The 25,904-nt window shown below is 49.3% G+C and carries 21 protein-coding genes; 14 read left to right on the top strand and 7 right to left on the bottom strand.

The annotated features are described in order from the left end of the window. Positions 1-8: 8 nt before the first annotated feature. Entirely contained in the window at positions 9-1,355 is a 1,347-nt protein-coding gene (locus tag ICL80_RS06760; protein ID WP_194214194.1) for a glutamine synthetase family protein, read from the bottom strand. 16 nt (positions 1,356-1,371) lie between these two features. Continuing rightward, positions 1,372-2,856, bottom strand: coding sequence for a M81 family metallopeptidase (locus tag ICL80_RS06765; protein WP_194215332.1), 1,485 nt, complete (start codon positions 2,854-2,856; stop codon positions 1,372-1,374). A gap of 285 nt (positions 2,857-3,141) precedes the next feature. Between ICL80_RS06765 and ICL80_RS06770 the strand changes: the two genes are divergently transcribed. Continuing rightward, complete coding sequence (locus ICL80_RS06770) at positions 3,142-3,798, top strand: ChuX/HutX family heme-like substrate-binding protein (RefSeq protein ID WP_194215333.1); 657 nt, start codon at positions 3,142-3,144, stop codon at positions 3,796-3,798. A 326-nt stretch (positions 3,799-4,124) separates the two neighbouring features. Here the strand turns inward: ICL80_RS06770 and ICL80_RS06775 are convergent, their stop codons facing one another. From ICL80_RS06775 to ICL80_RS06785, 3 genes are read right to left on the bottom strand one after another with little or no spacing between them, the layout of a single operon-like run. Further along, entirely contained in the window at positions 4,125-4,880 is a 756-nt protein-coding gene (locus tag ICL80_RS06775) for an IclR family transcriptional regulator (protein ID WP_194215334.1), read from the bottom strand. A 39-nt stretch (positions 4,881-4,919) separates the two neighbouring features. Then, on the bottom strand, positions 4,920-5,774 hold the full coding sequence (locus ICL80_RS06780; protein WP_194215788.1) for an HpcH/HpaI aldolase/citrate lyase family protein: 855 nt from the start codon (positions 5,772-5,774) through the stop codon (positions 4,920-4,922). Further along, positions 5,774-6,238, bottom strand: a complete 465-nt coding sequence (locus tag ICL80_RS06785; protein WP_194215335.1) for a MaoC family dehydratase — start codon at positions 6,236-6,238, stop codon at positions 5,774-5,776. Before ICL80_RS06785 ends, ICL80_RS06780 begins: the two co-directional genes overlap by 1 nt. 330 nt (positions 6,239-6,568) lie before the next feature. On the opposite strand from ICL80_RS06785, the gene ICL80_RS06790 reads away from it, so the two are divergent. The 9 genes from ICL80_RS06790 (at position 6,569) to ICL80_RS06830 (ending at position 17,270) form a co-directional block, all read left to right on the top strand. Beyond that, positions 6,569-8,041 (top strand): aldehyde dehydrogenase, encoded by a 1,473-nt coding sequence (locus ICL80_RS06790; protein ID WP_194215789.1) that lies wholly within the window; start codon positions 6,569-6,571, stop codon positions 8,039-8,041. A gap of 40 nt (positions 8,042-8,081) precedes the next feature. Next, on the top strand, positions 8,082-8,852 hold the full coding sequence (locus tag ICL80_RS06795) for an SDR family NAD(P)-dependent oxidoreductase (protein WP_194215336.1): 771 nt from the start codon (positions 8,082-8,084) through the stop codon (positions 8,850-8,852). Positions 8,853-8,887: 35 nt separating this feature from the next. Continuing rightward, positions 8,888-11,044: an ABC transporter substrate-binding protein gene (locus tag ICL80_RS06800; RefSeq protein ID WP_194215337.1), complete on the top strand. Its 2,157-nt coding sequence runs from the start codon at positions 8,888-8,890 to the stop codon at positions 11,042-11,044. Further along, the gene (locus ICL80_RS06805) at positions 11,044-12,030 is read left to right on the top strand and encodes a branched-chain amino acid ABC transporter permease (protein ID WP_194215338.1); all 987 of its coding nucleotides are present in this window, start codon (positions 11,044-11,046) and stop codon (positions 12,028-12,030) included. The genes ICL80_RS06800 and ICL80_RS06805 overlap by 1 nt, the downstream gene beginning before the upstream one ends. Then, entirely contained in the window at positions 12,027-12,749 is a 723-nt protein-coding gene (locus ICL80_RS06810) for an ABC transporter ATP-binding protein (protein WP_194215339.1), read from the top strand. Before ICL80_RS06805 ends, ICL80_RS06810 begins: the two co-directional genes overlap by 4 nt. Next, positions 12,746-13,456 carry an ABC transporter ATP-binding protein gene (locus ICL80_RS06815; protein WP_194215340.1) on the top strand — a complete coding sequence of 237 codons (711 nt, stop codon included), beginning with the start codon at positions 12,746-12,748 and terminating at the stop codon, positions 13,454-13,456. The genes ICL80_RS06810 and ICL80_RS06815 overlap by 4 nt, the downstream gene beginning before the upstream one ends. Positions 13,457-13,517: 61 nt before the next feature. Next, positions 13,518-15,185 (top strand): amidohydrolase, encoded by a 1,668-nt coding sequence (locus tag ICL80_RS06820; RefSeq protein ID WP_194215341.1) that lies wholly within the window; start codon positions 13,518-13,520, stop codon positions 15,183-15,185. Positions 15,186-15,221: 36 nt separating this feature from the next. After that, positions 15,222-16,064: a helix-turn-helix domain-containing protein gene (locus tag ICL80_RS06825; protein ID WP_194215342.1), complete on the top strand. Its 843-nt coding sequence runs from the start codon at positions 15,222-15,224 to the stop codon at positions 16,062-16,064. 9 nt (positions 16,065-16,073) lie between these two features. Then, a complete protein-coding gene (locus ICL80_RS06830) occupies positions 16,074-17,270 on the top strand; it encodes a CaiB/BaiF CoA transferase family protein (protein WP_194215343.1) in 1,197 nt (398 codons plus the stop codon). An 11-nt stretch (positions 17,271-17,281) separates the two neighbouring features. On the opposite strand, the gene nhaC is transcribed toward ICL80_RS06830, so the two are convergent. Next, entirely contained in the window at positions 17,282-18,823 is a 1,542-nt protein-coding gene (gene nhaC / locus ICL80_RS06835) for a Na+/H+ antiporter NhaC (RefSeq protein ID WP_194215344.1), read from the bottom strand. A gap of 148 nt (positions 18,824-18,971) precedes the next feature. On the opposite strand from nhaC, the gene ICL80_RS06840 reads away from it, so the two are divergent. Further along, complete coding sequence (locus ICL80_RS06840) at positions 18,972-19,622, top strand: TetR family transcriptional regulator C-terminal domain-containing protein (protein ID WP_194215345.1); 651 nt, start codon at positions 18,972-18,974, stop codon at positions 19,620-19,622. On the opposite strand, the gene ICL80_RS06845 is transcribed toward ICL80_RS06840, so the two are convergent. Beyond that, positions 19,619-21,193: a phytoene desaturase family protein gene (locus ICL80_RS06845; RefSeq protein WP_194215346.1), complete on the bottom strand. Its 1,575-nt coding sequence runs from the start codon at positions 21,191-21,193 to the stop codon at positions 19,619-19,621. The two genes, ICL80_RS06840 and ICL80_RS06845, sit on opposite strands and share 4 nt — an antisense overlap. Positions 21,194-21,308: 115 nt before the next feature. Between ICL80_RS06845 and ICL80_RS06850 the strand changes: the two genes are divergently transcribed. Genes ICL80_RS06850 through ICL80_RS06860 form a run of 3 tightly spaced genes read left to right on the top strand, consistent with a single transcriptional unit; the run spans position 21,309 to position 25,892 of the window. After that, on the top strand, positions 21,309-22,559 hold the full coding sequence (locus ICL80_RS06850) for an aromatic ring-hydroxylating oxygenase subunit alpha (RefSeq protein WP_194215347.1): 1,251 nt from the start codon (positions 21,309-21,311) through the stop codon (positions 22,557-22,559). A gap of 2 nt (positions 22,560-22,561) precedes the next feature. Next, positions 22,562-23,875, top strand: coding sequence for a metal-dependent hydrolase family protein (locus ICL80_RS06855; RefSeq protein WP_194215348.1), 1,314 nt, complete (start codon positions 22,562-22,564; stop codon positions 23,873-23,875). A 16-nt stretch (positions 23,876-23,891) separates the two neighbouring features. Beyond that, positions 23,892-25,892, top strand: a complete 2,001-nt coding sequence (locus ICL80_RS06860; RefSeq protein WP_228073843.1) for a S9 family peptidase — start codon at positions 23,892-23,894, stop codon at positions 25,890-25,892. The last annotated feature ends 12 nt before the right edge of the window (positions 25,893-25,904 follow it).

Consider the following 25,904-nt stretch of genomic DNA (forward strand, 5'->3'; position numbering starts at 1 on the left):
GGGAAGCGCTAGATGATTTCAAAATAGCGCTTCAGTTCCCAGTCGGTCACATGTTTGCGGAACTCGCGTTCTTCCCATTCCCGGGTCGCGGCAAAATGTTCGACAAATGCGTCACCAAATGCCTCGCGGGCTGCTGTACTTGCCCTTAAGCGCTGTGCTGCATCCCACAAGGTGGTTGGCAGGCTATAGCTATCCGGCATCTGGACATCATAGGCATTGCCCCGGATCTCTGTACCCGGCTCTATCTTGTTCCTGATACCCCATAAGCCTGAGGCAATCGCCGCCGCCAGGGCCAGATAGGGGTTCGCATCTGCCGCTGATATCCGGTATTCTATCCGCTGGCTTTTGCTCGAGCCTGGGATAACCCTCAGCGCGCAGGTTCTGTTCTCAACACCCCATGTGGCAGCGGTTGGTGCCCATGCCCCCGGTATCAACCGGGTGAAAGAATTAATCGTCGGCGAGATCATTGCCAGCACCTCCGGCATCAGCGCCTGCTGGCCGCCCAAAAAGTAGCGCATCTCCTCGCTCATCCGGTGCTCACCCTTCTCATCATAAAAAGCCGAGGCACCGTCTTTCCAAAGCGACAGGTGCATATGACCGCTCTGGCCCGGCCATTCCTGTGTACATTTGGCCATGAAAGTTGCCATCTTGCCGTGCTGGCGGGCAACAACCTTGGTAAAGGTTCTGAACAGGGCTGCTTTATCCGCCGCCGCCAAGCAATCATCAACCGCAATAGCGGCTTCCAGCACTCCCGGTCCGGTCTCTTCGTGCAGGCCCTCAAGCGGGATATCAAGCCCGGTACAGGCATCCAGGATCGCCTGATAAAACGGCGCATGTTCAGAGCTTCTCAGAACAGAATAGCCAAAGGTGCCCGGGGCCAGATGCTTCAGGTTTCGGAAGCCTTTCTCCCGCGCGCTCTCCGGGGTTTCTTCAAAAACAAAAAACTCATACTCAATCCCGGCCTTGACGCTGTAACCAAGCGATGCCGCATCTGCCAGAACACGCCGCAGCACACCCCGTGGGCACAAGGCCTCCGCCGCACCCGTGAACTCACACAGAAAAAACGGCTGATCATTCTCAAACGGCAATAACCGGCCACTCTCCTCTATAACCCGTACCGCCGCATCAGGATACCCCGTGTGCCACCCCGTATAGCTCACATTGTCATACAGCTTGTCGTTCGAATCCCAGCCCAAAACAACGTCGCAAAATGCAAAACCCCCCTCAAGCGCCGATAAAAACTTGCTCCCGGACATATACTTCCCGCGAACAATGCCGTCCATATCAACAACACCAACCTTAATATACTCGTCCGCGCCACCCTCAAGACGCGCCCTCAAACCATCCATATCCATTCTTCTCTCCTCCTGTTTAAACGCCTTTACTGATTTTATTACGGCCAGCGATGCGTGTGTTAGGGCTGATATTTTTGTATGTGATTGCGGTGAGGTCTGCGGTATTAGCGCCCGGGCTGATCACGGTGATGATGGCACTTGCGATAGCGCCAAAGTCAGCCCGGTAATGGACCGAGCTTTTAAGGGCGAGAACCTTCGCGTCAGCGGGTTCTATGCCTAGGTGCCGGAACATGGCCTGGTCTGCTGCCTGCTGCCGTGTGCTGGCAAGCACAACCTGAACCGTGCCATAGGTGAGCAAGGCCGTGAGCCCAAGGCTAAACCTGCAGCCCAGATAAAAAGGCCCGGTACCGGTGAAAAAACCATCGCCAAGGGCTGTAACCGTTGCCTGTAGCTGTAAGGGTGTTTCACCAAACCCGTGCTGTGCGCCGATACTGACATCAAGGCTGGCCCCTACACCAGCCGCATGAGCCTGTGCGCAGGTTTGGGCATCTGCGACAACACCCACGACTGTACCCGGTATCGCTGCTTCAATAAGGGCTTTGAGAAGGCCGACAGTATCACCTGTGCCACCACAGCCGGGGTTATCCTGTGTATCGATCAGAAGCACTGGCCCTTTGGGGTTCGCTGCAAGCTGCTGCCTGCAAGCGCTTAGTGCCGCGTCCGGTGTCAGGAGCGTTTCCCGAAAGCGCCCTTCAAGCTGCAGCATAGCCTGATATAACTGTTTGCTGCTGGCGGCAGCACAGGGGCCATAGCTGATAATGCTAGGCCCGCACTCTGCAACATCGGCAAGGGGAAAACCTGTTGCCAGTTCAACACTGCCACCCCAGCGCTCAATCTCCTCGATCTGATGGATGATCTCTGCCATTGGGCTATCGAGGGTGGACTGTGTACCCATGGGTAACAGGAAAGGAAGCTGCTTCAAGTTGCTTTCCTGCCGGCCTGACAAAAGCAGGCGCTTGAGACGCACGCCTGCACGCTGCCCTGTTTCTGCCATATCTACATGGGGGTATGTTCGATACACAACAAGCGCATCTGTAGCTTCTACCATTTTTTGGGAAACATTGGCATGCATATCAAGGCTGGCAACGACAAACACCTCAGGCCCAACCAGCACCCGCACCCGGTGCAAGAGGTCACCGTCTGCGTCTGGTGTACCGGTTGCCACCATAGCACCGTGCAGGTCAAGATACACCGCATCCACCGGCCCTGCAGCCTTGAGACGGGAGAGGGTTTCCTCTGTGATCGTTGCATAGGCGGCGGCTGCAACCGGCCCTGACGGCCCTGCTGAACACCACACGCCCGGTACCAGGTCCCAGCCTTCAGCCTCGGCAACGGCAATAAACCCTGCAACCGGCAGATTAATATCCCGCGTTCCCGTAATAACTTCCGTACCTTGCAACAACCCCGGCCACGCATCCGCTACCTCAAAGGCACCGTATAACGTCTCAGTCCCTAAAAACGTGTTCGTCTCATGCTGAATGCCTGACACATATACTCGCATCTTATCCTACCTGCTGGCCCAAGGATTACATAGTGCTGAATGTGTACAAAGATACCATCAAGAAGGAGGAAAATTATCTTATTTGCAAAGTATTTTTAGAATAAATCTGAACTTCCAGTCTTGGAATAAGTTTTTTATCTTGGATGTTGGTATCAAGGGTTATGTGCCGGGTTTGTAATATAATTTAAAATTTCATAAACGATATAAGACCGTAAGCATCTACTTGCGTGTATAATATTTCCGTGTAATAATTTCGAAATTATTACACAATGTAAGGGATTTTTTATGCGTGGTCTCACCCTCTTTGCTACAATAGCTTTGGCAACAAGTGCTTCATTTACTTCTGTTTCAGTGGCTTCTGATGATGTTCGTGATTTATGTGTCTCTCAAGGTGATAAAACGAAATTTCTTGATTATATCGAAAAAAATCAGCCGGGCGCGCCGCTTGCTATAGCAAGCCGTGGGCTTGAGGTGCCTGAAGCGCTTCTGACGAGTGCTCTGCCCAAAACGGCAGCAGTTGGTGTTAAGGCTAACCCTGAAATTACAACGCAAATATGGAAATCTATTGATGCGTGGGGGGCAGATACAGATATAGGGATGGTGTTCTCGCCGTCAGATCAGCATGCTTTTGTGTTTCCAAAGCACCGTGTGCCTTTGCTACAGGAAGGCGCCAAGGAAGGCTACCTCGATATGGTTGCTAATGGCGATGGGGGCGTTCATGCACATGTCCAGCTTAAAAACATCTCTTACATTTATGCCACTAACTTAAAATCGAAAGATGGAAAATGGCAGACACAAGGCATAACCTTTTTCGGCCCTGATGGACATGCTGTTATTGGTGTTTTTGCATCAATTAAAAGCAAAGTCATTTCAGATGCTGCTGTTAAGGGTTTTGAGAAAACATGGGCTATTTTGTCTGGTTTACCACAGGCTTGTGAATGATATTTCGCTAGGCAATGCACAGAGGTTGCGCCGTGATCTTGGGTTGCGGCGTGCCCTTTGAGGTTTACGGGCTATCCTAGATCAACTCAAACGGCTGCTGCAGTTGATTGGTCTGATGAACTACTGAAACAATTATTGACAGAAGGTGCTGCTGCATGGCCTAAAATTGCAGCGCATCTGGGTAAGTAATGGCTGCTTTATTTTTGCGTGATTGTGCCTTGATCAACCGCTATTTGAGCGGTTTTAACGCAATGGCTACGGAGGGGTAAGTTTCTCTCCAGTCGTTAAGGCTTGTGAGAAGTTTTCAGTAAGATCCATCTGTCATTTTAGGCTTCAACAGGCTTTATGTCGAGTTCCTTGGAAAAGCGCTGTAAGCCTTTTATCATTATCTCCGCAATCGCTGCGCGTTTTTCAAGGCAGCGGGAAACAGGCCCTGCGACTACGATAGATAATTTGCGGTACGGTAAAGGTAGGGGGAGGGCAACCCCAGCTAAATCTGGAATATATTCTGAATGGCTTTGATGGTAGCCGCGTTCATGGGCCCGGCGTAACTCTTCTTCCAGCGTTTCTATGCTAACCGGTGTTGTCTCTGTATAATGTTCAAACTTTATCTTTTTGTAGATGGATAGGCGTTCATGGGGGGCGTACTGGGCAAGAAGAGCGCGGCCTGCAGAGCTGGCATAAATGGGTACCCTGCTGCCGACGTGAGCATAATATCGTATGGACTGGATTGATTCGAACACGTGGATCATGACGGCATGAGTGCCACTTGGCGCACAAACGGATGTTGTTTCGCCGGTTTCTTTCACAATTTCGCGCACGAGTGAGAGTAGGGCTTCGGGCAGGGGCTCGGCATCAGCAAGAGACTGTGCTGTTGTGAGCCAGCGCGGGCTTGGGTAGTAACCGCCTCGGCTGCGTGGTTCATACAGGTAGCCTTTGTCCGCAAGCGTACCAACCAGATTGAAGGTGCTGGAGCGCGGCCATCCCAGATCATCAGATATTTCTGAAAGGGTAGCAGGGCGTTTTCTTTGAACGAAATATTCCAGTATTTCGATTACATTGGCCGCTTGTTTGACGAGCATAATATTCCTACATTATTTTCTGTTTATTGAACGTTTCTGCTACCGATTGGAAGCCAATATTTGCCGGGCCCCGATAAGATGGGGTTTATCAAGCATTTTTCCATCCAACGTAAGTACTCCCTCGTTTGAATGGTTGTCAAATGCTTCAATAATGCGTTCTGCCCATTCTATTTCTGCGGTACTTGGCTGAAATCCAGTGTTAACAATATCAACATGCTTGGGGTGAATAACGGCCTTGGCTCCAAAGCCATCGCGCCGCGCCTGCCGTACTTCTTCTGATATGGCGTCAAGATTGTGAATGTCAGTAGATACAGCATCAATGGCAACCACCCCAGCCGCCGATGCCGCTATCAGGCATAATGTGCGTGCTAGGCGGTAAGGCTCAAGCAGGATGCCCTTTTCAGTGTTTGTTTGCGCGCCAAGCGAACATGCTAAATCTTCTGCGCCCCACATTATGCCCCATAACCTTTTATGAGCTGGGGTATATGTACCAAGTGTAAAAAGGGACTGCGCTGTTTCTGTTACAATCGCTACAATGCGCGTGGTGTCAGCTTCAATCGTGTGTGCAGCTTCCAGGGCATCAAGCATGTAGCCTAACCGGTTTATGTCTTCTGGGCCTGCGCATTTTGGCAAAACGATACCATCGGGCCTGCCGGGCATAATGCTTGCTAGGTCATATGCTGCATAGGGGCTGTCAAAACCATTTATGCGTACATACAGCTTTTGCAGCCGTGAAGGCTGTTGCAGCATTTTAAGGGTTTCTGTACGCGCGGTGTTTTTATGTGTGTCTGCGACGGAATCTTCTAAATCAAGGATCAGTGCGTCGGCGGTGCCTTGTTTTGCTTTTTCAAACTTATAGGGGCTGTCGCCGGGCACAAACAGGAAAGACCGTATCATAATGCTGCGCTCTTTTGTTTTAGCTTCATCATGGCGGTTCTTATGCAAGTGGCAACAATAGTACCGTGCTGGTTGAAGCAAGTATGTTCAAATTCAACAAGCCCGGCGCCGGGGTTTGATTTGCTAAGGCGTTTTGACATAACTTTTGTGTGTGCCCTGAGCGTGTCACCGTGAAAGACAGGTTTCGGGAACCGAACATCTTTCATGCCAAGGTTGCCAACTGTTGTGCCAAGTGTTGTATCATAAACAGTCATGCCTATGAGGATGCCAAGAGTATAGATGCTGTTAAACAGGCGTTGGCCCCATTCTGTATTTTCAGAAAAATGCGCATCAATATGCAAGGGTTGGGGGTTCATGGTCATAAGGCTGAATGTTGTGTTATCAGCCTCTGAAACAGTGCGGGTAAAGGCATGATTAAATTCCTGACCTTCGCTGAATTCCTCATAAAACAAACCTGCCATAAATAGGTATTCCCTAATTTTAAGACGGTTAAATGAATAAACCATCATATATTGTATTAATAATTCATATATATGAATATAATGCTGATGTTAAGCTTTAAATTGAAATTGATGGCGGTGCTATTTTTAAGGAAAGTAGCATTTAATTGTTAATATATGGCGTTTATTAAAGAGTATTCGCTTAAATAGCGTTGTGGTGGAAATTTTTATGCCTTGACATAAATCATAATTATGTACAATTTATTCATAAATATGAACAAATTGGGTAAGGGGTTACGCGTGAGCAATTCTACTTCAATGCAAGGTGCAGGAACGGCGTCTGCCGCAGATATGGCACGGTACGAAAAGCTTTTTATTGGTGGTGAATGGGTTGCGCCGGTTGATGGCAGCTTGGTTGAAAGTATTGACCCTTCTACCGGAAAGCCTTGGGCTATAGTTGCTTTTGGGGGGGCAAAAGATATTGATCGTGCAGTTGCTGCGGCGCGTGCAGCCTTTGAGGGGCCATGGCGCAAAATGCCGGGCCACGAGCGTGCAGCAATAATGCGCCGTTTTGCAGATCTATACAAAGAAAACGCACCGCGCCTTGCCGAGCTTGAAACACGTGATAATGGTCGTGCCATTAGAGAATCGCGTATGGATATTGGTAGTCACAATAACTGGTATCACTGGTTTGCATCCCTTGCAGATAAAATGTCAGGCAGAACCATACCGATAGAAGATTCGGTGCATGCCTTTACAACACGTCAGCCTGTTGGTGTTGTGGGCGCTATTACGCCGTGGAATGTGCCAATGATGTCGGCAGCATGGAAGCTTGGGCCTGCCCTTGCTGCAGGCTGTACGGTTGTGTTGAAGCCTGCGGAGCAAACGCCGGTTACATCGCTTGAGCTTGCAAAGCTTTTCGAAGAAGCCGGTTTCCCGCCGGGCGTGGTGAATGTTGTGCCGGGTGATGGACCGGGAGCGGGTGCCCATTTGGTGGCGCACCCTGATGTAAACAAAATTGCCTTTACAGGTGAGGGCGAAACGGCAAAGCGGATTTTACACACCGGGGCAGAAACCCTAAAGCGTTTCTCTTTCGAACTGGGCGGCAAAGCACCGCACATAATATTCGGCGATGCTGATGTTGATCAGGCCCTGAATGCTGCAACATCATCAGCGTGGGCGCTTTGCGGGCAAAGCTGTGCGCTGGGCTCAAGAGTGCTGGTTGAAAGGTCAGTATATGACCGCGTGGTTGATGAGTTTGTAAAACGCTCGGCAAAGGTGCGTGTTGGTATGCCGCTGGATGCTGCAACCCATATGGGGCCGCAAGCGCATTTGGAGCAACTGGAAAAAACCCTTTCTTATATTGAGATAGGGCAACAGGAAGGTGCAGACCTTGTGGCGGGCGGCAAGCGCCTGACAGAAGGGCCACTTGCAGATGGCTATTTTGTAAGCCCTACGGTTTTTGCCAGCGCAAATAATACCATGCGCATTGCCCGCGAGGAAATTTTTGGCCCTGTTGCTGCCCTTATTCCTTTTGACGGTGAAGAAGAAGCTGTTGCGATTGCAAATGATGCAAACTACGGCCTTGCTGCAGGATTGTGGACAGGTGATGTGGGCCGTGCTCACCGTGTTTCAGCGCGCATTAATGCCGGTATCGTGTGGGTGAATACATATCGGTATATCCGGTGGTCAACGCCTTATGGTGGTTTTAAGGCCAGTGGCTGGGGCCGCGAAAATGGTCTTGAGGCGCTTGATAGCTACTTGGAAACAAAAACAACTGTCATCAGTGCAACAGGCCAGTTCCCTGATGCGTTTGCACAATAAGGCCTACTGTTTTGCCAACTAATAATGTGAAGAGGTAGATATGCGTTTAAAGAATAAACTTGCGGTTATTACTGCAGCAGCTTCCGGGATGGGGCGATTTGGTGTTGAATATTTTGCGCAGGAAGGCGCCAAAGTAGCGGCTGTCGATATTAATGCTGATGCACTTGCAGAACTTGCCGCAGAAATGAAAGCTAAGGGCTGCGAAATTGTAACAGTTACAGCAGATCTTTCAACACCAGAAGGTGCGCGTGGTAGCATTAACGAAGCTGCAGAAAAGCTGGGCGGTATTGATATTTTATGGGCTCATGCCGGTATTCCGGGGCCTGGGTCTGTTGAAAACCTTGATCTTGCAGCGTATGAAAAAGCAATGGCACTTAATGTTACATCGGTTGTGCTTGGCTCGGGCGAAGTGGCAAAATATATGCGCAAACGGGGTGGCGGTTCGCTTATTTTTACGGCCTCTGTTTCCGGGCTTGTTGGGTCGATGTTTAGCCCGATTTACTCTGCGGGCAAGTTTGCAGTTGTTGGCCTTTGTAAATCACTGGCGCAAAGCTTTGCACCAGACGGTATCCGCGTGAATGTTATCTGCCCGGGCCTGACAGATACACCCATGATGCCCGGGTTTGTGGGCCGGGATGCAACACCTGAACAGCTGGCGGCAAACGAAAAGAAACTGCTAGCGTCTGTACCGCTTGGCCGTCTTGGTCGCCCGGAAGAAATGGCGAAAGCCGCCTTGTGGCTGGCATCCGACGAATCGTCCTTTGTGACAGGTGTGGCTCTGCCGGTTGATGGTGGCTATACTTGCCGGTGATAACCGGACAATCTGACTAATAGGGGAGGGGAAGTGTGAAAGGGTTTTACCGGCAGCTAGTGCTGTATCTTACCGTTGCTTTTATGGCCTTTGTTTCCCCTGCTTATGCTGTGGAACCTGTAAAGGTGGGTGTTTTGGTGCCGCTTACAGGTGTTAGTGCAGCAGATGGTGGCAGGTTGCTGCGTGCACACGAACTGGCGGCTCGGCAAATTAACGAGGCCGGTGGGATTCGCGCTTTGGGGGGCGCTACAATAGAACTGGTTGTGGCAGACACCCAGTCGCGCCCTGAAATTGCCCGAAGTGAGGCCGAAAGGCTCATTTCTCGAAGCAAAGTATCCGTTATTATGGGGGCATGGACATCATCTGCGACAATACCTTCCATGCAGGTGGCAGAGCGCTATCGCACACCTTTTATTGTGACCAGTGCGGTAACCGATAAAATTACCGAACAGAATATGAAGTTTGTGTTCCGTGTTGCCCCGAAGGGTAGCTGGGCCGCCGTGGATGTGGCCAAATTTATCCGGTTTATGCGTGCAAAAGGTCAGACGATTGATAAAGTTGCTTTGGTCTATGAAGATGGCCCGTTTGGGCAGACTGTATCGGACGGGTATAAACATGTTCTGGCAACAGAAGATGTTGCGATTGTAAGTGCACAGAATTTTAAAACCGGGTCACCAGACCTTAGTACGCAGGCAGCAAAGCTTAAAGCCTCCGGTGCTGATCTTGTGTTAAGTGTTGCTTATGTTGATGATGAAGTGGTGTTGCTGCGGGCGCTTGCAGCTCAGCGCTATTCTCCTTTTGTGTTGGGCTTTGGCGGTGGTCATGTTCACCCGTCACTTTTGCAAATTGGTGATCTGGCAGAAGGCACATTTGGCGTTGTTGAATGGATGTCAGATATCCAGAAGCAGGCGAGCACAGACTTTGTAACAGCCTATAAAGCAGCCTACGGTGACGTGCCGCTGAGTAATGCAGCACAGGCTTACGCTAGTACATGGGTTGCGGCCCTTGCGCTTGAAGGCGCGGGAGCACGCGATACCGTTAAAGTGCGTGATGCTCTCCGGCAGCTACATGTTGAAACAGGGCCAGCTTCATTACTGCCGGGTGACGTTCTGGCGTTTGATGAAAACGGCCAGAATACGGTTGGTAATGTTATTGCCGAGGTTGTCGACGGTGCCTTTGTTACTGTTTGGCCAGAAGCGGTTGCCAGCAGTGAAGTGAAAAATATTGTGCGGTTGCCAGCAAGCATTGAAACAACCAATATACCCTCTGATGTGCCGCTTGAGGCTGGCGAGAAAGCTGAAACCCAGCAATCTGGTTTTTCGTCAGCTATTATAATGCAGGCTGTGATTAGCGGCTTGGCGAATGGGGCCATATACGGGCTAATCGCTGTTGGGCTAACGCTTATTTTTGGTGTGATGCGGGTTATCAATTTTGCGCATGGCGAGTTTTTGATGATCGCCATGTATCTTGGCTATTTTGCGTGGGCTGTACCCGGCATAGACCCTGTGTTGGCTGTTTTCATTGTTACACCCATTTTAATGTTGGCAGGCGTACTGTTATACGGCGGTATCATAAGGTTTACCATTGGGGCACCAGAGATTAACCAAATGGCGGTTACGCTTGGGCTTTCGTTGTTGCTACAGCACCTTGCGCTGGTGTTTTTTACCGGCGATAACAGGCTGGTTACCTTGCCGCGCTCTTCAACAGGGTTTGAGTTTGGCTCTGCCATTATTCAAATGCCGCAATTGATAGCGGGCGCGGCCGCCTTTGGTTTGCTGGCGCTACTGTATCTTATTTTAAAGCGCACAGACTTTGGCTTAATGATGCGCAGTGTGTCCCAGTCCAGTGATGGGGCGGCCCTTTCAGGCATAGATATTTCATCAGTATACAAATGGTCGATGGCAGTTGGTATTGGCACACTTGGTGTTGCCGGGCCGCTTTTGGTTTCTGTACTTTATGTCAACCCTCATGTGGGGGCACTTTTTACACTCAAAGCCTTTGTTATTGTCATTATTGGCGGGTTAGGGAGTTTTGGCGGCGCGCTTGTTGGTGCCCTTATTGTGGGGCTGGCTGAAAGCATTGCAGGGGTTTGGTTTCCTGCATCCTTTGCGGCGGCGGTTCCCTTTGGCTTGCTTATTCTTATTTTGCTGGTGCGGCCCCAAGGGCTGTTTAGCCAGAAAGGGGCGCACTAATGTATAAAGTGTCGCCTATAATTATTGTATGCGGACTTATTGTGCTGGCTTTTGCGGGTGCGCTCGCTGACCGATACCTCATGGATATTTTTATCCTGACCTGTTTTTACGGCACGCTTGCCATTTCATGGAATCTTATGGGTGGTATGGCGGGGCTTGTGTCGCTGGGGCATGCGCTTTTTGTTGGTATTGGTGCCTATACAGTTGCGTGGTGCAGTGTTCACCTTGGGTGGCCACCGCTTTTAACATGGCCTTTGGCAGTTGTACTGGCAATGGCTGTAGCCTTTATCATTGGGATGCTATGTTTCAGGTACGGCTTGAAAGGCTATTTCTTTGGTATCGCGACCCTTGCCTTTAGTGAAGTTGCCTTTTTTCTGGTTTCGGGCATTGCCGCCCTTGGCCGCTCAGATGGTATTATGATCCCGCTGCGCGAGGATGGGGGCTTTTATCTGCAGTTTTACGAAAAATGGCCTTACGGCTTGATTATTGCGGCTATCCTTATAATAACGCTGCTGCTTGGAAACTTTTTACTTAAATCCAGAACCGGCTATTATTGGCAAGCGCTGCGCGATAATGAAGAAGCGGCAGAAGCACTTGGCATTGACACGCGCAAAATGAAAATGCGGGCTTTTGTTATTAGTGCCGCAATCGCAGGTCTGTGCGGCGCTTTTTATGCAAATTATATCTCATACGTGGACCCGCGCTCTGTTCTGGGTATTGATCTTTCAATTCAGATGCTTGTTTTCTCTATTATTGGTGGCATGTCATTGTTATGGGGGCCGCTGTTGGGTGCTGCGATTTTAGTGCCGCTTGATGATTTTCTGCGCAGTATAACATCACTTCAGGGAAGTAATGTGATTGTATATGCAACGCTGCTTATCTTGCTTGCGATAGCCTTGCCTCAGGGCATTGGCGGCTGGTTTACCGCTATGATGCGCCGCCGCAAGGCAAAACAGGCAGCTGCAAACAAGGAGGCAGGGCAATGACCGCACTTCTTGATGTACAATCGATTAGTAAATCATTTGGTGGTTTAAAAGCGCTGCAAGATGTTCATTTCTCTGTTGATGAAAATGAAATATTCGCTGTGATAGGCCCAAACGGGGCAGGCAAGACAACACTGTTTAACTGCCTGTCTGGTGCTTTGCATCCAGATAGTGGCCAAATCCTCTTTGAGGGTGAGCGTATTGAGCATTTACCGCCGCATACAATTTGTAAAAGGGGTTTGGCGCGTACATTTCAAATTGTAAAACCTTTTAGGGGCATGACAGTTCTGGAAAATGTGCAGGTTGCAGCTTTTGCAAAGCATAAAACCACACTTGCTGCCCGGAAGGCTGCGGCTGCCGTGCTGGAAGAATTGGATATAGCCTCCAAGGCATATGTAGATGCCGGAGAGCTTAATGTTTCTGAACTCAGAAGCCTTGAGATTGCCCGCGCACTGGCCACAGAGCCAAGGCTGCTTTTGCTTGATGAAATGCTCGCTGGTCTTACCAAGGCGGAAGCCGATGCTTTATGTGCAAAAATACGGCTTTTACCGTCAAGGGGCATTGCTGTTATTGTTGTGGAACATTCTGTGCCTGTTATTAGCAGTTTGTGTGAGCGCTCTGTCGTTATTGATTTTGGGCAAGTGCTGTTATGCGGCCCCACGGCAGAAGTGATTAAGGACGAGCGTGTGCAGGGTGCATACCTTGGGAAGGTGGCATCATGAGCATACTATCTGCACAAAATATTGCTGCTGGTTATAACAAGGTAGAAATTATCAGTGACATTAGCCTTAATGTGGAAACGGGCAGTAAAGTAGCGCTTATTGGGTCTAATGGTGCCGGGAAAAGCACCTTGGTGAAGGCGATAAATGGCCTAATCCCGATATCGGCAGGGCACTTACTGTGGGATACTGTACCCGTGCAAACAGTGAAGGCTGCCATGCGTACCAGAGCGGGTATAGCAACTGTGCCAGAAGGTAGGCATTTGTTCCCTGAGTGCTCGGTACTTGAAAATCTGACGGCAGCGGCAATTTTTTCGAAAGCAAAAGAGAAGCGTGAAGAAAGCCTTGAAAATATCATGAAGCTTTTTCCGCGCCTCGGCGAACGGTCAGCACAGCGTGTTGGTACATTGTCAGGCGGTGAGCAACAGATGGTGGCGATAGGCCGCGCCCTGATGACACAGCCACAGCTTTTAATTCTGGATGAACCGTCTATTGGTCTTTCCCCGCGTATAGTGGGGGAGATTTTTGAAGTGTTAGGCGAGCTTTCAAAAACTGGCCTTAGCCTTTTGCTGGTAGAACAGAATGTAGAGTTAAGTTTAAGGTTTGTCGATTACGCATATGTCTTGCAGCAGGGAAAGATAACACTTTCTGGTCCTGCGAATGACCTGCTGGATGATAAAAAAGTGCGAGCGGCATATCTGGGAGAGTGAAGCGCTTTGATACTGGTAACTGTTGAAAATCAAGATGATAATTTAAAACAGGTGGGTGGAAATGATCGATAGAAGGCAATTACTAATGGCAGGCGCAGCAACTTTTATGTTGCCGTATGCCTTAAGAGCGGGCGGTGTGCGCCTGGATGCAGCCTATGTAAACGGGTCTGTGTGGACAGGTGTGCGCGGTGCGCCGCTTGCCTCTGCCTTTGGTACCGTTGGCAACAGAATTGCCGCAGTTGGCAAAGATCAAGTGGCTGCCTCAACGGGCCCCATGACCCGTGTGGTTGATTTGGGCGGCGCGTTTGTAACCCCCGGCATTATAGATAATCATACCCATTTCCTGATGGGGTCGCAGGCGTTAAGCCGTGTGAACTTGCGGCAGGCATCAACGCCAGCAGAGTTTAGCCGCATTATTGCAGAAGCAGCCCAAGAAGTAGGCTCCGGTAAATGGGTTGAAGGCGGTAACTGGGATGAGCAGCTTTGGGGCGGCGAGCTACCGCACAAAGACTGGATCGATGCTGTTACCCCCAATACACCGGTCGCGGTGGCGCGGTTAGACCTGCATATGTGGTTTTTGAACTCGCTTGCCTTGAAGCTTGCGGGGATCGACAGAAACACCCCGGACCCGGATGGGGGCGTTATTATCCGCGATGCGAACGGTGAACCGACCGGTATTGTGAAAGATAAAGCCAAAGATTTGGTGCAGCGGGTAATACCGGAACCAAGTGAGGCCGAGATAGAGGCAACATTCAGGAAGGGTATTGAACACGGCTTAAGCCTGGGTGTGACACAGGTGCATATTAAAGCGCTTGATTGGACTAGCCAGAATGCACTGCGGCGGATGCGGGCGAAAGGCGAAACCGATATGCGGTTTAGTTCTTTTGTACCCCTGCAAGACTGGGCAAAGCTTGATGCGATCGTGCGCGAAGAAGGGCGCGGTGATGACTGGGTGCGCTGGGGCGGCCTTAAAGGACTGGTTGATGGCTCGCTTGGTTCAGGCACAGCGCTCTTTAAAGAACCTTACAGTGACATGCCGGAAAACAAAGGGATTACTTTTGTTGACCCCGCTGATTTACGCGAGTGGGTGTTGGCGGCAGACAAACACAACCTGCATATCGCTGTTCATGCGATTGGGGACCGCGCGAATGATATGATCCTCGATATATATGCAGAAGCAGAGGCAGTGAACGGCGCGCGGGACCGGCGCTTTCTTATTGAACATGCACAGCATATCAGCCCGGCCAGCATACCGCGCTTTGCCGAGCTTGGTGTTGTTGCCTCTGTGCAGCCGTATCATGCGGTGGATGATGGCCGCTGGGCTGTGAAGAAGATAGGCAAGGAACGATTGCACGGCACGTATGCTTTTGGCTCGCTTCTGGATGCTGGCGTGAAGGTAAGCTTTGGGTCTGATTGGCCAGTGGCCCCTCTGGACCCGCGTACTGGGTTGCAAGCGGCTGTACTACGGCAGACCATTGACGGTGCGAACCCGGAAGGCTGGTTGCCGGATGAGAAAATCTCTATAGAGGCTGCCCTTGAGGCTTATACGGTTACCAATGCGTATGCCGGTTTCCAAGAGGATAGATTTGGCATGCTGGCACCGGGGTATGTGGCGGATTTTGTCGTGTTTGCAGACAACCTGCTGACCATGGACCCTGCGCACCTTACAGAGGTGGAAATACTGCGGACGATAGTAGACGGGACTGAAAGATACAGTTCTGACACCTGATCCTGAAGAAACTTCTATTCTGTGGAGTTCATATAAATGATACAAAATTCAATGCAGAGAAAGCCATTTAGAAGCCTTGTGGGAGAAGAAATTGCTCTGACCGGTGAGCGGAGCATGCATATAGGTAATGATGACTGCGTATTTTTGGTTTGCCCGCAGCAAGGTGTTTTTTCAGCAGATGTGGGGGGGAGGAACTTTGTTTTGCATCCCTCGCATGTGTTGGTATGCCCTGAGATAAACACATGCAAGCTCAGTAGCACCGACGGTGTGGCGCATATTGTCTCGCTAGAAAAATCTGTTTTCAGACAGCAGCAGCATATTAGAATTTTGATGACATCAGACCTTATTCGTTCCTTGATGAAAGAGGTTGTGTCCCTGAACGGCAGCAATAGAGATATCGCCTATGAAAACGCTGTTTTGTCGCTGCTTGTTTGTGAAATGGCCCGTAAAAACACAGTGCCAGACCAAGTGACTGTTGCAATGCCCCAAGACAAGCGGCTGATGCGTGTGTGTCAGGAGCTTTTGAAGGCACCAGCTGTGCCGGACAATATGGATGATTGGTGCATAAAAGCCGGTATGAGCCGCCGGAACTTCACACGCACGTTCAAGGTGGAAACAGGCATGACATTTGGTGCGTGGCGCCGGGAAGTACGGCTGGTGAATGCATTGTCACTTATTATTGGCGGTGAGCAAATAACGTCAGCAGCCTATGAAGTGGGCTACGAAAGTGTCAGCGCTTTTACTGTGGCCTTTAGCCGCCGTTTTGGTGTGCCGCCTTGCCATTATAAGCCAAAAATGCGCGAGATGGCGGCCTTGATGCCATCTGCGGGCTTTGCGAAACATAGCTTGGCCCAGCCATGCGCTTCAATTTTAAGGTAGGGTAGTTTTGTGTTTAATATCTTGAACGGCGTTAAAGTTATTGATCTGACAACCATTGTGCTTGGCCCTTACGCGACACAGTTTTTGGGCGACTTTGGCGCAGACGTTATCAAGGTTGAGGCACCGTCTGGTGACCTGTTTCGCAGTGTTCGGCCCGGACAGTCTGAAAATATGGGCGCGCCTTTCCTGAATTGTAACCGGAACAAGCGGTCTATCATTCTGGACCTGACAAAACCCGAAGGGCTTGAGGCTTTACACAGGCTGATTTCTACGGCTGATGTTTTTGTACACAATATGCGCTCAAAATCAGCTAAGAAATTGGGGCTTTCATATAGTGATCTGAAAAAAATAAAGAAAGACATTATATACTGCAATGCCTGTGGGTACGGCGCAGGCGGCGCTTACGAGAATGACCCTGCCTACGATGATACAGTGCAGGCAGCATCTGGGCTTGCTTATTTGAATGCAGATGCAACAGGTGCCCCAAAATATTTACCAACTGTCTTATGCGATAAAGTTGCAGGCTTGCATTTGGCTATTGCAATACTGGCTGGTGTTGCCGCGCGGGCAAGATCAGGCCGTGGTATAGCCATTGAAACGCCTATGTTTGAAAGCATGGCCGCATTCCTGATGGTTGAGCATTTATCAGGGGAAACATTTAGCCCGGCGAATGGACCCGTTGGATATACACGGCTTATGTCTGCATTCCGAAAGCCATTTGCCACAAAAGACGGCTATATCAGCATCATTCCTTATAACGGGGCGCACTGGAAAAAATTTCTGAAGCTTATTAAGCGTGATGACTTGCTGGAAGATGAAAGGGTTAATGATCCTGCCTTGCGTAGTCGAAGCCTTGATATGCTGTATGCTGTGGTGGCGGAGGCTACACACATTCATACAACCGGTGAATGGCTCACCTTACTGCACAGTGCTGATATACCGTGTGCCAAAGTAAACCGGCTCGATGATCTGTTGACGGACGAGCACCTCAGTGATGTGGGCCTGTTCGAGTTTGTGGATCACCCGACAGAGGGAAAAATTCGCAATATAAGGTCTGCCTTTAAAATGGATGGGGCCGAAAGCCTGCCAGATAAACTAGCCCCCAACCTTGGCGGCAACAGCGCAGAGATTTTATCTGAAGCAGGTTTTAACGATGCAGAAGTAGCCAGAATTGCCGGTTCTGGTGGCGTTATAATGTCGGGTTAAAGGCTTTTTAACTACAGGGTTTTCTCGGGTACTTCTTCTGTGACGGCCTGTTCTGCAAGCGGTTCTATTTTGAAATTCAGATACCCATACAGAATAGTCATGCACGGGCTGATAATATTAAAAAAGCAAAAGGGCGCAAAAGCAAAGGCCGATACCCCGAGTACGCCAAACATGTAAACCGAGCATGTGTTCCACGGTACTAAAACCGATGTCATGGTAGCAGTGTCTTCAACCGCGCGGGACAGGTTTTTTGAGGCAAGGTTTTTAGCTTTGAATTCAGCCCTGAACATGCGGCCAGGCAGGATAATAGCCATATACTGATCACCAGAAAGTATATTAACAGATATGCACGATGCGGCTGTTGTTAGAATAAGGCCACCGGTTGTTTTAACGCTTTTTACAAGGCTATCAACAACACGCTGAAGCATGCCTAGGCGCTCCATGATAGAGCCAAAAAACATGGAACACATGGCAAGCCAAACGGTGTTGACCATTTTTGTCATGCCGCCATTATAAAACAGTTCATCAAATTCTGGGTTGCCTGAGGAGATCATAAACCGGTCAACCATGGCGCGCCACACACCGTCGAGCGTTTGCATGGCTGGGGAAATATTGCCATTTTGTACTTGGGCAGAATAGGCTGCAAATTCGTCAGGGGACATAGATCTTTCTGTCGCAAGCAGGCTAAAAGTGTGGATTGTTTCAGGTTGAAAAACTACGGCAAAAACAGCCCCCAACAGCATCCCTATTGTGAGGGTTGGAAAAGCCGGATATTTTTTAATCGCCATATAAAACACAACAATAAGCGGGATAAATAAATGAGGACCTATGTTGAAATTCTGTTCAATTAACCGCAGGTTTTCGCCAATGTTTATTTCGCCTGTAATCGGGCTGGAGTTTAACCCGATGATTAAATACAGCATGAGCGCAAGGCTGATCGAGGGCACTGTTGTCCATAACATGTGGCGGATATGTTCAAATATGTCTGTTTCGGTGGAGGCGGACGCCAAATTTGTTGTGTCTGATAATGGCGAAAGCTTATCACCAAAATAAGCACCGGAAATAATAGCCCCCGCTGTAATGGCGGGCGATAGCCCAAGCCCAAATGCTACCCCCATTAATCCAACACCGATGGTGCCTGCCGTTGACCAGCTGCTGCCAATGCTCAGGGAGGTAAGGGCACACAGGATACAGGCCGTTACATAAAACACATCAGGGTGGATGATCTGGAGGCCATAATAAATCATGGCGGGCACTGTGCCAGAGAGAATCCATGTCCCAATCAGGGAGCCAACCATAAGCAGGATAAACAGGGCATTGATGCTTTTGCTAATGCCCTCGCTAATAGCATGTTCAATAGTTTTCCAGCTGTTACCATTCTTGAAGCCAATCACAATGGCAATACAGCCGCTTAAAATCAAAGCAAGCTGGTTGGCACCATACGATGAGCTAGGGCCATAAAGCGTGACTGAAAAGTATAAAGAAACGATCAGAAACAATACTGGTATGAGTGCATCAAGCAAACTAGGGTTTACAACTGTTTTTGTACGCATATATACAGGCCCTTGATTTTTTTTGAATGATAAGGGTTAATTTGTACAAATGTACAGCATTATAGTTGTTATCTGGTCTCTTTTTTATGCCATTATAGATATGGTAGGCTAGTGCCGCTGTTTTAGCGACACTTTAAGTGAGTAATGCATGACAAGAAGCAAAAATATCTTTTCGGTTGACCATACCACCGACGACAAAAAGCAATTATTCATTGATGCAACAATCGCGTCGTTGTCAGAACATGGGTATAAGGGCACAACTGTAAGGAAGATTGCTGAAATTGCAAAAGTAGCGCCGGGCCTATTGACCCATTATTACAGCGGTAAGGAAGTTCTTATTGCTGAAAGCTACAGGTATATGACCAAAAAGTTTTTGGGCATTTTTCAGGAACGTATTGCTGAAAAAAAGAACAAGCCACTTGAGGCGCTGCAAATATTTTTTTTTAAAACTTTTGAGAAAGATAACCTTGACCCAAAAGTGCTGCGCGTGTGGCTGGCTTTCTGGTCGCTTACACTTCTGCACAAAGAATTAAGCCATATCCATAAGGAAACTTATCAGGAATATATCACGTCTATTGAGGATATGTTGACAGAGGCCTATTCCATGGAAGGCCGGTCTGTTGACCCAGAGGTGATTAAGGCACAAGCCATCGGCATAAATGCTATTCTTGATGGCTTGTGGCTAGAGTGGTGCTTAAACCCTGAAACCTTTTCACCGGCAGAGGGCTTGCAGATTGTCAGAGGCTTTGTTGCCAAAGTAACCGGCCTTGAAGTGCCAGAGTATGAAGCTACCCCCTAATGGTCCTTGATAATTTCATGGGCTGCATTATGGCCCGGCGCACCTGTTACACCGCCGCCCGGATGCGTACCTGATCCACACATATAAAGGTTCTTGATCGGCGAACGGTAATTGCCGTGGCCCAAGAGGGGCCGTGCACTGAACATTTGATCAAGCGACAGGTTGCCGTGCATAATATCGCCTCTTGTCAGGCCAAAAATGCGCTCCAGGTCAAGCGGGCTAAGAATTTGCCTGCCAACAACCAGGTCTTTAAAGCCGGGTGCAAAATTATTCACCTTATCGATAATAAGGTCTGCCACTTCTTCGCGGTGTTTGTCCCAGTCTACGTCAGGGTCAAATTGCTGGCAAAACAGGCTGGCAACATGCTGCCCTTCGGGCGCGAGTGTACTGTCCAGTGTTGACGGGATGAGCATTTCTATAATGGGGTCTTTTGACCAGCCGAACTGTTTTGCATCGCGGTAAGCTGCATCCAGATACGCCATTGTTGGTGCAATAACGATACCGCCTGTTAGGTGATCGTCAGTTGCACGGTCTTGCTTTTCCAGGCAGGTGAACTTTGGCAGGCCCTTGAGCGCCACATTCATGCGGAAAGTGCCTGATCCATTTTTATAATGCTTCATGCGGCGGCTCACATCTTCTGGCAGGTCATCACTATTCAGAAGCTTGTTATAGAGCAGGGAAGGGTTCAGGTTAGACGCTACGATGTCTGCCCTCAGGCTTTCGCCGTTTTCCAGAAGAACACCTACAACCTTGTTGTTGGTCACCAGAATTTTTCTGACAGCAGCGTTTGTTTTAATCGTTACGCCTTTTGCTTCGGCTGACTTTGCCATCGCCTGCGTGATGGCACCCATGCCGCCAATCGCGTGGCCCCAAACGCCTTTTTTACCGTTCACTTCACCAAACGCATGGTGCATTAGAACATAGGCTGAACCGGGTGTCTGCGAATCAGCATAGTTGCCAACCACCCCGTCAAAAGCAAAAGCACCTTTCACATAGTCATTTTCAAAATACATGTTCAGAAAATCGGCGACACTTTTTGTAAAAATGTCCATCACGATGCGTTCATCTTCAAGCGAGAGTTTACGAAGCCTGTTACCAAACTTGGCTGCTTTGAAAATATCTTTCAGCCCGCCGCCCACATTGGGGGGTGTTTCAAGCAGGAAGTTGCGGATAAGCTCCGCAACCATTTCAATGTCACGGAAATAACGATCAAGGGCTGCTGCATCTTTTTCAGAGAAAAGAGCGATTTCTTTTTTAAGGTTTTCACTGCCAACCACGAAAGAAAGATAGTTGCCGTCTTTGTGGGGCCACAGGTTGTTAACCCGGCGGCCTACAATTTCAAGGCCGTGTTTATGGAGTTCAAGGTCTTTAATAACCTTGGGGTTCAGCAAGCTGACAGTGTAAGACGCAACCGAATTTTTAAAACCGGGGTGAAACTCTTCAGTGACAGCAGCGCCGCCTATTACAGGACGACGTTCAAGAACTGTTACCTTAATACCTGCGCTCGCCAAATAGTTGGCGCATACCAGCCCGTTGTGTCCACCGCCGACAATGATTGCTTCTTTTGTCATATTTTTTCCCAGCACTAAAATGTTCTTGACGTATGCAGTGTATTGTACAAATGTACAAACCTGTCAACACATAAACTTCGACTTAATTTTATTGTTTGTATGAAAGTAGAATTTAATGCCCGTACGTGCCCACTGTGAAAACCCCGATCGCAGAACGCTCGCAGACCTTATACGTGAATATAGGCCTGGCTATTCTCTGGAGCAGCGCTTTTATAAAGACCCTGAGATATATAAGGCCGAGATCAAGAGCATATTTCTAAAGCACTGGATGCTGGCGGGCCATGTTTCACAAATTCCAGAAGCGGGCGACTTTTTCCTGTTCGAGTTTGACGTGGAATCGGTCATTGTTGTGCGCACAAAAGAGGGGGCTGTTAAAGCGCACCTTAATGTGTGCCGGCATAGGGGATCCAGAATTTGTCTGGAGAAAGAAGGGCGTTCCAAGCTTCTTACCTGCCCTTATCACGCATGGTCTTATGACCTCAACGGTAAGCTGATGACGGCGCGCCAAATGGGGACAGACTTTAAAAAGGCCGACAACGGCCTGCATCCGGTGCATGTAGAACTTGTGGGCGGGCTTATATTCGTCAGCCTTGCAGAAAAGCCGTTATCGCTTGCTGGCATGAAAGAAGATTTGGCAGACGTGTTTGAAACTTTTGGGTTTGATAACATGAAGCTTGCCGCCCAAAAAAGCTTCCCCATCGCGGCGAACTGGAAACTGGCGGCTGAAAACTATCAGGAATGTTATCACTGTGCACCGTCCCATCAGGAATATGCCAAGGTGCATGCGATGGCGCTTTCAAAAGAGGCATTCGCAGCCCACAGGGAAAAATATTTAGCAGCCCTTGCCGGCAAGGTTAGAACGCAGGAATCGCCTTATTACTTTGATCAGGCAAAGGCGGGAGAAGAAGGCTATCAATACGCCCGTAACCCCTTATTGTCTGGCATGGAAAGTGGCAGCCTTGGCGGCAAAGGCATTGCCCCTTTACTGGGGACTATTGCTGAGTTTGACGGCGGTGCGTCAGAGTTTATGGTTGGCCCGGTTAGCTTTTTCCTGATCTATAATGATCATATGGTTGGCTACAGGTTTACACCGACATCGCACGAGACATGCTGCTGCGATGTATTCTGGTTTGTACGCGGCGATGCAGACGAAGGTATAGACTACGACCTTGAAACACTGACATGGCTTTGGGATATCACCACACAGTCGGATGAAGAAATTATCGTCAATAACCAGCAGGGTGTGAACTCGCACTTTTACACATCTGGTCGCCTGTCCGAGATGGAATCGTTCGAGCAGCATTTCCTGAACTGGTATCTGAGCAGCATGAAGGACAGCATATCAAACACCAGCAAGGGACAGTAATAATGATTGTAAACCTGAAAAGGAAAATCACTAAAATAGCACGTGTTGCAAGCTGTGTTTCAGCTCTTATGTGGGCTACTAGCGCCTATGCGCAGGGCGACGATTTTACATATATTCATGCGGGCAAGCTGCTTGATGTACTGGAAGGTAAAATGCTTACTGACCAGCTTATCACGGTTGAAGGCGAACGGATTGTAAGTGTTGAACCTTGGCATGAACAGGCTTCTGGCACAGATGTGATAGACTGGTCAGGCTATACCGTTTTGCCGGGCATGATAGACGGGCACACACACTTGGTTGGTGGCCCGCAGTCAGAAGATGTTCTGGCGCCGCTTAAGGTAACAAAGGCTGATGATCTGGCTTACGGGGTTAAAAATGCGTATGCCACTTTAAAAGCCGGGTTTACGTCAGTGGTGGATGTGGGCACATATAGGGGCTTGACCGATGTTGAACTGCGCGATCAGATAAATGCGGGTGAAATTTTAGGCCCTCGTATGATTGTTGCGGGTGCATACCTTACTATCCCTGGCGGCGGCGGTGAAGTTGTTGGCCTGAACGCAGGGGTTGATATTCCGGCAGAATACAGAATGGGTGTGGCAACCGGCGAAGAAGAAGTGCGCACTGTGGTGCGGCACCTTATTGAAGGCGGTGCAGACTTTATAAAAATGATAGCAACCGGCGCCGTTCTAACCAATGGCACAGACCCGGGCCAGCCTGAGTTTACCGAAGCCGAGATGAAAGCAGCGGTAGATGAAGCGGCTAAATACGGCAAGTATGTAACAGCCCATGCACACGGCGCCGAAGGTATTAAAATGGCGGTACGTGCCGGGGTTCGCTCTATTCAGCATGGCTCGATTATGGACGATGAAGGCGTTGCCATGATGAAAGAGCATGGCACCTGGCTTGTGGCTGACATTTATAACGGCGACTATATCAAGGAAGTTGGCACAGCCGAAGGCTGGGATGCCGAAATTCTGAAAAAAAACAACGATACAACGGATACCCAGCGGGTAGCCTTTACAAAGGCTGTTAAAGCCGGGGTTAATATCGCTTTTGGTACAGATAGCGGCGTTTTCCCGCACGGCCTGAACGCACGGCAAATGGCCTATATGGTTAAATACGGCCTTACCCCTATGCAGGCAGTGCAGTCTGCCACCATTTGGGGTGCGCGCTGTATGTCACTTGAGGCGAATGTAGGGTCCATAACGCCGGGTAAATATGCAGATATCATTGCGGTAAAAGGCGATGTATTAAAAGATATTACCCTGCTTGAGCATGTGGATGCTGTCATGAAGGGCGGTGCGCTGGTTGAGTAATTTTAGGGGGCTATGGGTGAACGTACAACAAGGGTTGTGGCTGGCTGTTTTTTGCATGGCTGGTGCTTTGTCCGCAGCGAGCGCGGCTGACAAAGGGCAGTCTTTTGACTTACAGGCATTACACAAGGTGCAGGCCGTGGGTACACCTTCTCTGTCGCCTGATGGCAGCCTTGTTGTCTATGACGTTAGCTATAATGATGTGGAAAAGGATGTATCAACGAGCGATATATGGCTTGTACCTTATGCAGGCGGTACGCCGTATAAACTTATAGATACGCCCGATAAAAGTGAATGGGCACCACAGTTTAGCCCAGACGGCAAAACCATTGCCTTCCTGTCGGAAGCCGAGGACGGTACAAGCCAGCTGTTCACTGTACCGGTCACGGGAACTACGGTTCAGCAGATAACAGATGTTGCAGAAGGTGTGCTTGAATTTGACTGGGCACCAGATAGCAAACGCCTTGTATTTACGGCTTTTGTAGGCAGTGCTCAGGCAAATGCAGCGGGTACAGCAGCCCCTGTGGTAGTGAACAGGTTTAAGTATCAGGAAGACTGGGTAGGGTATCTCACCGGGCAGCGGCGGCACATGCATATTGTTGACGTGGTACAGAAAACTACTGTTCAAATAACCCGCGGCGAGCAGGATTTCTGGTTGCCAGCATGGTCACCTGACGGGCGGTGGATAGCTGTTGTTTCCAAAGATACAGGCGATGTGGATAAAAACCTGAATACAGATGTTTTTATCATGCCGCCGGTTGAAGGGGGCGCGTTAAAACGTATCAGCACATTCGACGGTACAGATGTAGACCCAGACTGGGCATCGCCGCCCGCGTGGTCGCCAGACAGTGAAAAGCTTGTCTGGCTTGCAAGCGGCGAAAGCAAATGGATTTATTATGCGCCGTGGCAACTGACAGTCGCGAATATCCACACGGGTGATGTGCGCGAGGTTGCCCGTATCGACCGCTGCTTTTATGTGCCAAAATGGTCGGCTGACAGCGTGCATGTTGTTGCGCTGCTGGAAGAAGACCGGGCCACGTGGGTCACAAAAATCAACACAGAAACAGAGGAAATTACCCGTCTTACACAGGGGCCAAAGTTTGCCTACGGCTTTGATCTGGCTGGTGATGATCATATCGTGGTTTTACAGTCTGATGATAATACCCCTTACGAGCTGTATAGCGTTGGTAGCGACGAGCAGAAACTTACAGCCCATAACGACTGGCTTAGGGGCTATTCTCTGGCAAAAACCGAGGCATTTGACTTTGAAAGCGATGGTCACATGATTGGCGGCCTGATTGTTTATCCGCCTGATTATGATGCCAGCAAAACCTACCCGGCTCTTTTTAGGCTGCACGGCGGACCTGTGTATCAGTATTCGCATGAATTTGAGGCAGATTGGCAAATATACGCAGCTAGTGGTTATATTGTTGTGGGTATTAATCCGCGTGGGTCGTCCGGCAAAGGGTTTGAGTTTGCAAAGGCTATTTATGCTGATTGGGGTAATGTAGATTCAAAGGATATTATTGCAGGCGTGCAGTATCTGGCGGGTAAAGGTATTATAGATAAAACGCGGCTTGGCACCGGTGGCTGGAGTTACGGCGGCATGCTTACCAATTATGTGATTGCAACGGACACGACTTTTAAAGCGGCGGTGAGCGGCGCGGGATCGGCAAACATGCTTGGTATGTACGGGCATGACCAGTATGCCCGGGAATATGAACTGGAACTGGGCACGCCGTGGCATAATATGGATGCCTACCTTAGGGTTAGTTTCCCGTTTTTTAAGGCAGATAAAATTACAACGGCCACACTTTACCAGTGTGCGGAAAAAGACCTTAATGTACCATGCCTTGGGGCTGAACAAATGTATCAGGCGCTTAAATCGCTAGGCACAGATACAGAGCTGGTTATTTATCCGGGCGAGCATCACGGGTTGACAGTACCCAGTTATCAAGAAGACAGAATAAGGCGTAATCTTAGCTGGTATAATAGGTACCTAAAAAAGATCAGTGACTGAAATAACAATCAA

It is taken from the genome of Kordiimonas pumila (assembly GCF_015240255.1).
Classification (GTDB): Bacteria; Pseudomonadota; Alphaproteobacteria; order Sphingomonadales; family Kordiimonadaceae; genus Kordiimonas; species Kordiimonas pumila.

Coding starts and splice junctions, on each gene's coding strand:
- ICL80_RS06795 (WP_194215336.1), top strand. CDS start 8,082: ATGCGTTTAAAGAATAAACTTGCGGTTATTACTGCAGCAGCTTCCGGG.
- ICL80_RS06765 (WP_194215332.1), bottom strand. CDS start 2,856: ATGCGAGTATATGTGTCAGGCATTCAGCATGAGACGAACACGTTTTTA.
- ICL80_RS06790 (WP_194215789.1), top strand. CDS start 6,569: ATGGCACGGTACGAAAAGCTTTTTATTGGTGGTGAATGGGTTGCGCCG.
- ICL80_RS06840 (WP_194215345.1), top strand. CDS start 18,972: ATGACAAGAAGCAAAAATATCTTTTCGGTTGACCATACCACCGACGAC.
- nhaC (WP_194215344.1), bottom strand. CDS start 18,823: ATGCGTACAAAAACAGTTGTAAACCCTAGTTTGCTTGATGCACTCATA.
- ICL80_RS06845 (WP_194215346.1), bottom strand. CDS start 21,193: ATGACAAAAGAAGCAATCATTGTCGGCGGTGGACACAACGGGCTGGTA.
- ICL80_RS06760 (WP_194214194.1), bottom strand. CDS start 1,355: ATGGATATGGATGGTTTGAGGGCGCGTCTTGAGGGTGGCGCGGACGAG.
- ICL80_RS06815 (WP_194215340.1), top strand. CDS start 12,746: ATGAGCATACTATCTGCACAAAATATTGCTGCTGGTTATAACAAGGTA.
- ICL80_RS06820 (WP_194215341.1), top strand. CDS start 13,518: ATGATCGATAGAAGGCAATTACTAATGGCAGGCGCAGCAACTTTTATG.
- ICL80_RS06785 (WP_194215335.1), bottom strand. CDS start 6,238: ATGGCAGGTTTGTTTTATGAGGAATTCAGCGAAGGTCAGGAATTTAAT.
- ICL80_RS06855 (WP_194215348.1), top strand. CDS start 22,562: ATGATTGTAAACCTGAAAAGGAAAATCACTAAAATAGCACGTGTTGCA.
- ICL80_RS06775 (WP_194215334.1), bottom strand. CDS start 4,880: ATGCTCGTCAAACAAGCGGCCAATGTAATCGAAATACTGGAATATTTC.
- ICL80_RS06850 (WP_194215347.1), top strand. CDS start 21,309: ATGCCCGTACGTGCCCACTGTGAAAACCCCGATCGCAGAACGCTCGCA.
- ICL80_RS06810 (WP_194215339.1), top strand. CDS start 12,027: ATGACCGCACTTCTTGATGTACAATCGATTAGTAAATCATTTGGTGGT.
- ICL80_RS06805 (WP_194215338.1), top strand. CDS start 11,044: ATGTATAAAGTGTCGCCTATAATTATTGTATGCGGACTTATTGTGCTG.
- ICL80_RS06770 (WP_194215333.1), top strand. CDS start 3,142: ATGCGTGGTCTCACCCTCTTTGCTACAATAGCTTTGGCAACAAGTGCT.
- ICL80_RS06825 (WP_194215342.1), top strand. CDS start 15,222: ATGATACAAAATTCAATGCAGAGAAAGCCATTTAGAAGCCTTGTGGGA.